Raw genomic sequence first — 6,814 nt, 5'->3', positions numbered from 1 at the left:
GACCTGCAGGAGGACCGGGGCGGCCCCGTCGCGGTGGAGGTCGGTACGCATCCAGATATCGGCCAGGTTGGCCCGATGCGGACCGTAGCGCACGGTCTTTTTCGAGTAGCGGCGCCGGGTCCACGAGGTCGCGACGACTCCACCCGGCCTGCGGGCCCGCCGGGCCACCGCATAGTCGGCGCCGAGCGCGGTGCGCAACGGATCCTCGAAGGAGGGCCGCGATCGCCGCCCGCGCCGGTGCACCACATACAGCAGCGCCCAGGAGATCGCCTTGAGCCCCAGCGAGATCCGGCCGCCGGCCGAGCGATAGTCGCCGCGGACCGCGCGGCGCACGGCATCGGCCGCCGAAACCGTCGTGATCAGCGGCGCGTTCTCCGACGTCGGCCAGCCGAACGCGAAGGCCGCGATGGTGAGGTAACCCTTGCGGCCCAGTGGTTTCACCGCGTTGACAGCATTGAGCAACTCGGCGGCCGCGGCCGGGAGCGGTCTAGCCATTCGCCAGGTCCTGGAGGTCACGGCGGGCGATCTTGCCGGTGTTGTTGCGCGGCAGCTCGTCGAGCACGGTGATCTCGCGCGGCACCTTGTAGTTGGCCAGGTTCTCCCGGACGTACGCCTTGAGATCATCGGCCGTCGCCGCCCCGGACACCACCACGAACGCCGCGAGCCGTTGACCGAACTGCTCGTCGTCGACGCCGATCACCGCGGCCTCGGCGACATCGGGATGCCCGGCCAGCACCTTCTCCACCTCGATCGGGTACACGTTCTCGCCGCCCGAGACGATCATCTCGTCGTCGCGGCCCACCACGAACAGCCTGCCGTTCTCGTCGAGGTAGCCGACATCGCCGGAACACATGTAGCCCTCGTGGAAGTCCTTGGTGGAGCCCGATGTGTACCCGTCGAACTGGGTGGAGTTGCGCACGTAGATGGTCCCGACCTTACCGGTGGGCAGCTCTCGGTGGTCCGCGTCGAGAATGCGGATGTCGGTGCCCTCGGCGGGTTTACCCGCGGTGTCGGGCGCGGCCCGCAGGTCGGCCGGGGTGGCGGTAGCGATCATGCCGGCCTCGGTGGCGTTGTAGTTGTTGTAGATGACGTCGCCGAAGCGGTCCATGAACCTGACGACCACGTCGGGCCGCATCCGCGATCCCGACGCGGCCGCGAACCGCAGCGAGCGGCCGTCGTAACGGCGCAACACGTTCTCATCGAGGTCCATGATCCGATCGAACATCACCGGGACCACGCACAGGCCGGTGGCCCGGTGCCGGTCGATGAGTTCCAGCGTGCACTCGGGGTCGAATCTGCGCCTGGTGATGATCGTGCACGCCATCGACGCCGCGAACGCCAGCTGGGAGAAGCCCCAGGCGTGAAACATCGGTGCGGCGATCACCACGGGCTCTTCGGCCCGCCACGGGGTGCGATCGAGGATCGACTTGAGCACCTCCGGCCCGCCGCCGGAATGCCTGGCGCCCTTGGGGGTTCCGGTGGTGCCCGAGGTCAGGAGAATGACCCGGCCCTTGTCGGCGGCCCGCTCGGGCTGCCTGCCCGCGAACTCGCCGACGAGCCCGTCGACGCTCCGCCCATGCGCCCGGGTGTCGGCCCAGGCCACGATCCGGGCGGTATCCGCGAGCCCGGCACATGCTCGATCGACGGTCTCGGTGAACTCCTCGTCGTAGATGACGGCGCCGACCCGCTCCCGGGTGACCACCTCGGCCAGCGCGGGTCCGGCGAACGAGGTGTTCAGCAGCAGCACGTCGGCGCCGATGCGATTGGCCGCGATCAACGACAGCACGAACCCGCGGTGGTTGCGGGCCATGATGCCCAGCACGTCGGGCGCGCCACCCGGCAGCGCCTGCAGACCGGTGGCCAGCGCGTCGGCCTGCCGGTCGATGTCCCGCCAGGTCAGGGTGCCGATCTCGTCGACGAGGCCGGGCCGGTCCGGGCACCGCTGCGCGGCGCTGGCGAAACCCGATGTGACACCCATGTTCTCGCGCGCCATCGCGGCGGCGATGCGCAGGTACTTGTCCGGGCGCAGCGCGGCGATCAGCCCGGCCCGGCGCATCGTGGTGACCAGGCCGACGGTGTCGGTGACGCGGTCGAGGGGCCCCACGTCAGCTCAGCCGATCACCGGGAAGCGGCGCTCCTGCGACAACTCGTCCAGTGCGCGCTGCATGATGTGCCGGATGTGGGCGTCGACCTCGTCGATATCGGGATGCTCGCCGAACTCGGCCGCGATGTCGACCGGCGGCAGCGCCGTCATCACGATCTTGGCCGGCAGCGGGACGTTGAGCGGTAACACGGCCGACAATCCGAACGGGAAACCGAACGACAGCGGCACGATCTTGGTTCGCGCCAACCGGGCCAGGGGGCCGAGGGCCTTGGCCACCGCCGTCCCGCGGGACAGGAACAACTGGGTCTCCTGCCCGCCGATCCCCACCATCGGCACGATGGGCACCCCGGCGTTGAGCGCGGCCTTCACATATCCGGTGCGGCCGCCGAAATCGATCCTGTTGGCCGCCAGCGTCGGGCGGTACACGTCGTAGTCGCCGCCGGGGAACACCACCACAACGCCACCCGAGCGCAGCGCCTCGTCGGCGTTCTCATGGTTGGCCCGGATGAAGCCGGTCTTTTTGAAGAAGTCCGCGGTCGGGCCGGTCATCAGCATGTCGTGGCTCAGCGTGTACACCGGGCGGTGGTAGCCGAACGTGTCGTAGAAACCGGTCGCGAACACCGGCACGTCCATCGGGAACAGGCCGCCGGAGTGGTTGGACACCACCAGCGCGCCGCCCTTGGGGAAGGTGTCCAGGCCGCGGACCTCGGCGCGGTGGTAGCCCTTGATCAGCGGCCGCAGCCAGCCCATGACGTTCTCGGTCAGGCCCGGATCCCATTTGGTGATCTCGGACGGGTCGATGTCGGTGGCGGCCACGGCTCCCCCTGGAGAGAATTGGAACGTGTTCTAGTTTTCGTATAGTACCCAGGTCACGTGCCATCCTGCCAAAACACGGGTTCGCCGTTGACCGCTATGCGTCGAGCGGATGCCGCCAGCGCAGCCGGTCGAAGCGCGCAAATCCGCGGTCGGCGCTCAACCAGACCGCGTTGTTCTCCATGGCGTAGGCCGCCAGGTAGGCATCCGCGACATCGTTTCCCTGCGCGTTGATGTCCTCGCACAGCTGCCGAAAGTGCGTCCAATGTCGCTCGCCCGCACGGAGCGTGAGGGCTGCGGGCGCCGCGATGAGGGCGTCGATCGCGTCCCATGCCTGTTGCGGGCTCACGGGTTCGGCGAAGATGCGGCGGTTGGTCATCACCCGGTGAAACCCGCTGAGTACGGCATCCGACAGGCCCAGCGGTTCGTCGCCATTGGTCAACCGCTCAAGCAGGGACCGGTAGGTGGCGTGCTCCGGGAGATCCACCCGGTGCGCGTAGACCAGCACGTTGACGTCAACGCACAGCATCGAGAGACGACCCCTCGTCCATCGCCTCGGCGACTGTGGAATTGAACGAGATGTCGATGCCGGGCCGCAGCCCACCGGCGCCCAGGGGTCGCACGGTGTAGGGCGGCCTGGCGTGGTGCGCGTCGGGATCGAGGCCGCGGCGCACCGCGTCCTCGAGGACGGCGGCCACCGTGCGTCCGGAGCGGGCGGCGCGCGCCTTCACCTCGCGATACAGATCGTCGTCGATGCGGATGGTGGTGCGCATAGTGGCATCTTAGTGCGGAGGGCCGACATAAAGATGCTGTCCCAGGTCAGCCGGCTGATGGTGCGGTCCGTTGACCTGCACGGCGGTTAAGGCGTCAGGATGGGCGGATGGCCACCGACCTCACCGCATACCTCGCGCGGATCGGCTTCGCCGGACCGGCGCGCGCCGACCTCGACACCCTGCACGGCATCGTCGCCGCCCACAACCGATCCATCCCGTTCGAGAACCTCGACCCGCTACTGGGTATCCCGGTGGCAGATCTGACCTTCGCGGCGCTGCACGACAAGCTGGTCGACCGCGGGCGCGGCGGGTACTGCTTCGAGCACAACGGGCTGCTCGGCTATGTCCTTGAGGAGTTGGGTTTCGAGGTCGACAGGTTGTCCGGCCGCGTGGTGTGGATGCAACCCCCCGACGCCCCGTTACACGCTCAGACCCACAACGTGCTGGCCGTGACCGTGCCCGGCGTCGACGGGCGTTACCTCGTCGATGTCGGATTCGGTGGGCAGACGCTGTCCTCGCCCATCCGCCTGGAAGCCGGCCCGGTGCAGCAGACCCGTCATGAGCCGTACCGGCTCCTCGACCACGACACCGGATATGTGCTGCAGGCCGACATTCGCGACGAATGGAAGCCGCTGTACACCTTCACCACCGCACCCCAGCCCCGTATCGATCTCGAAGTCGGAAGTTGGTATGTGTCAACGCATCCCGGCGGCATCTTTGTCACCGGACTGACCGTGGCGCTGATCACCGACGAGGCCAGGTTCAACCTGCGTGGCCGCAACCTGGCCATCCACCGCCGCGACGGCACCGAACGCGTTCGCTTCGAGACCGCCGCGCAGGTGCTCGACGCGCTGTCCGGTCGGTTCGGCATCGATCTCGCGGATCTCGGCGGCGATGTCGACGTCGAAGCCAGGGTCGACGAGGTGCTCGACGCCTGAGCCGAGCTCCGCGTGACCGCAGCAGGAAAAGTCATGTCCCCACCCGCGGCGGCCGAGCATACTCGGTGGGCGTGAGCGTGCAACCGAACGGGCGGGACCGGTTACGTGAGCTGCTCGACGCCGTCGTCGACGCCGGCAACAGCGGTGTCGGTGAAATGGCGCGCAGCAGCTACGCATCGGAGTTCCACTTCTCGCGTGAGGTGCGGCGGCTGACCGGCGAGGCGCCCGCGGCGCTGCGCCGCCGGGTCATGCTGGAGCGGGCGGCCTGGCGGCTGCGCCAGGGCCAGGGGGTCGCCGAGGTGGCCGCCGCCGAGGGATGGTCGTCGGCCGAGGTGTTCTCCCGTGCCTTCCGGCGCGGCTTCGGGGTGCCGCCGTCCCGCGCCGACGATGTCGGATTCCGATTGCCCGCGCCCAACGGCGTACATTTCCATCCGCCGCACTCGCTGTGGTGCGATGCCGACGGCTCCGGCGGGGGCGCAGGGCCGGACGTGGCCCAGTTCATGCTCGTTCACGATGTCGCCGACACCGACTATCTGATCGGCCGCGCCGGGTCGCTGACGGAAAGCCAATGGGCCCAGGAGATTTCTCCGGGTCAGACGGTGCTGAGCTGGGATGGACCGGAAGCCTGTGTTGGTGCGGTGCTCGACGCCATCGTATGGACCAAGCAGGTGTGGCTGGCCACCATCGAGGGGCACGACTTCCCGTCGCGGACCCGCTCGGCCACCGCGGCCGAGCTGACCGAACGCCATCGGGTCATCGGAAAGCGCTGGACCACACTGATTTCCGAATACTCGGCGGCGGGCCGGCTGGCCGACACCGTGATCGACGCGTTGTGCGATCCGCCGGAGTCGTTTCAGCTGTACGGCATCGTCGCGCACGTCCTCACCTTCTCGGCGCACCGGCGCGGGCTGGCGCGGGCGATGCTGGCCCGCCACGGCGTCGAAACCGATCAGGGTGATCCGCTGGAATGGATGAGGAGAGACTGAGCCGTGAAGACCGTCTACTACACCGCATCGAGCCTGGACGGCTACATCGTCGACGAGGCAGACAGCCTGGACTGGCTGACCTCGCGCGCGATCGACGCCGGCGGGCCGTTCGGCTACGACGCGTTCATCGACGATGTCGGCGCACTCGCGATGGGGGCGTCGACCTACGAGTGGATCGTGCAGAACCACCCCGACGATTGGATGTACGAGCAGCCGGCCTGGGTGCTGACCCACCGCCCGCAACTCGCGGTCGACCGCTATCCCGTGACGGTGTTCGCCGGCGACGTCACCGAGTTGCATCCGACCTTGGTCGCCGCGGCCGCCGACAAGGATGTCTGGGTGGTCGGGGGTGGGGACGTCGCGGCCCAGTTCGTGGCGGCGGATCTGATCGACGAGCTGATCGTCAGTTACGCACCGTGCACGCTGGGAGCCGGTTCACTGGTGCTGCCGGTCCGCTCGGAATGGGCGCTGGCGGAATCGGCGGTCAACGGGGACTTTGTGTGCGCCCGGTGGACCAGGCCTGCGGCCTGAGCCGAATCAGGCCGCCCGATCGAGCGGCAGCCGGGCCGGCCGCCGCAGCAGGGCGCGGGATCTGAGTGCGAATACCGAACGGCGCGGCGCCCACACCTGCCGGGTGAATCGTCGACCGGCGACGTTGAGTTCGATGACCCACATCGTGCACCGCCCTCCTGCTTGATCCGGCACGGCGTCCAGGCAACCGTCCTGTAGTGACCGAACGTCGACGAGCCAGAGGGTTATTCCACGAACACCGGGTTAACGGCTGTTGAACGGCGAAAAGCCCTCAAGAACCCGTGGTCCCTGAGGGCTTTCGCGACCGAAGGGCCGGTGTCAGCCGGCGTTCTCCAGTGCCACCAGCGCGGCAGCCACCGCGAAGTACTTGTTGGCGCCGAACTGCCGCACAGTCTTGATGTTGAACGCCTCTTCAAGGTGCTTGGCATCGGAATCGCTGACCCCCGCCAGCGCCGCCGGTGACGCATCCAGGATGTCCTTCAGCGGCTTGTCCTCGTAAGCCTTGTCGAGCGATTTGGCCAGGTCAACTGATACTGCCATCGGTTCCTCCCTGATTTCGTAGGCAGCGGATGTGCGAACCCACGCCACCCTAGTCCGCTTCGTTGGCCATTTGCTGGGGGTTCTCGGCCGAGCAGACATAAAACTGTCCACTTTCGCGTGAAAGTGGAC

The 6,814-nt window shown here is 68.1% G+C and carries 9 protein-coding genes and 1 pseudogene; 3 read left to right on the top strand and 7 right to left on the bottom strand.

Annotated elements, in window-relative coordinates:
* The 5 genes and pseudogenes from ACWDTP_RS36370 to ACWDTP_RS36350 form a co-directional block, all read right to left on the bottom strand.
* Positions 1-495, bottom strand: a pseudogene (locus ACWDTP_RS36370) (alpha/beta hydrolase); the annotation flags it as partial.
* Entirely contained in the window at positions 488-2,056 is a 1,569-nt protein-coding gene (gene fadD12 / locus ACWDTP_RS36365; protein ID WP_450028063.1) for an acyl-CoA ligase FadD12, read from the bottom strand. The pseudogene ACWDTP_RS36370 and the gene fadD12, both read right to left, overlap by 8 nt.
* A gap of 54 nt (positions 2,057-2,110) precedes the next feature.
* The gene (locus tag ACWDTP_RS36360; protein WP_450028062.1) at positions 2,111-2,920 is read right to left on the bottom strand and encodes a 1-acyl-sn-glycerol-3-phosphate acyltransferase; all 810 of its coding nucleotides are present in this window, start codon (positions 2,918-2,920) and stop codon (positions 2,111-2,113) included.
* 94 nt (positions 2,921-3,014) lie between these two features.
* Positions 3,015-3,446 carry a type II toxin-antitoxin system VapC family toxin gene (locus tag ACWDTP_RS36355; RefSeq protein ID WP_450028061.1) on the bottom strand — a complete coding sequence of 144 codons (432 nt, stop codon included), beginning with the start codon at positions 3,444-3,446 and terminating at the stop codon, positions 3,015-3,017.
* The gene (locus ACWDTP_RS36350) at positions 3,433-3,690 is read right to left on the bottom strand and encodes a ribbon-helix-helix protein, CopG family (protein WP_450028060.1); all 258 of its coding nucleotides are present in this window, start codon (positions 3,688-3,690) and stop codon (positions 3,433-3,435) included. The genes ACWDTP_RS36355 and ACWDTP_RS36350 overlap by 14 nt, the downstream gene beginning before the upstream one ends.
* A gap of 107 nt (positions 3,691-3,797) precedes the next feature.
* Here ACWDTP_RS36350 and ACWDTP_RS36345 point away from each other — a divergent pair, with 107 nt between their 5' ends.
* From ACWDTP_RS36345 to ACWDTP_RS36335, 3 genes are all read left to right on the top strand, one after another.
* Positions 3,798-4,628 carry an arylamine N-acetyltransferase family protein gene (locus tag ACWDTP_RS36345; protein ID WP_450028059.1) on the top strand — a complete coding sequence of 277 codons (831 nt, stop codon included), beginning with the start codon at positions 3,798-3,800 and terminating at the stop codon, positions 4,626-4,628.
* A gap of 65 nt (positions 4,629-4,693) precedes the next feature.
* On the top strand, positions 4,694-5,614 hold the full coding sequence (locus ACWDTP_RS36340; protein ID WP_450028058.1) for a helix-turn-helix domain-containing protein: 921 nt from the start codon (positions 4,694-4,696) through the stop codon (positions 5,612-5,614).
* Between the two features lie 3 nt (positions 5,615-5,617).
* Positions 5,618-6,145, top strand: a complete 528-nt coding sequence (locus ACWDTP_RS36335) for a dihydrofolate reductase family protein (RefSeq protein ID WP_450028057.1) — start codon at positions 5,618-5,620, stop codon at positions 6,143-6,145.
* A gap of 6 nt (positions 6,146-6,151) precedes the next feature.
* Here ACWDTP_RS36335 and ACWDTP_RS36330 read toward each other — a convergent pair whose 3' ends face one another.
* Both ACWDTP_RS36330 and ACWDTP_RS36325 read right to left on the bottom strand, forming a co-directional pair.
* The gene (locus ACWDTP_RS36330) at positions 6,152-6,289 is read right to left on the bottom strand and encodes a hypothetical protein (protein WP_450028056.1); all 138 of its coding nucleotides are present in this window, start codon (positions 6,287-6,289) and stop codon (positions 6,152-6,154) included.
* A gap of 174 nt (positions 6,290-6,463) precedes the next feature.
* Positions 6,464-6,685, bottom strand: coding sequence for a hypothetical protein (locus ACWDTP_RS36325; protein ID WP_450028055.1), 222 nt, complete (start codon positions 6,683-6,685; stop codon positions 6,464-6,466).
* Positions 6,686-6,814: the final 129 nt, after the last annotated feature.

Source organism: Mycobacterium sp. NPDC003449, assembly GCF_053588415.1.
The sequence above is the reverse complement of the archived record's forward strand: the minus strand, read 5'-3'. Positions and strand labels throughout refer to the sequence as shown.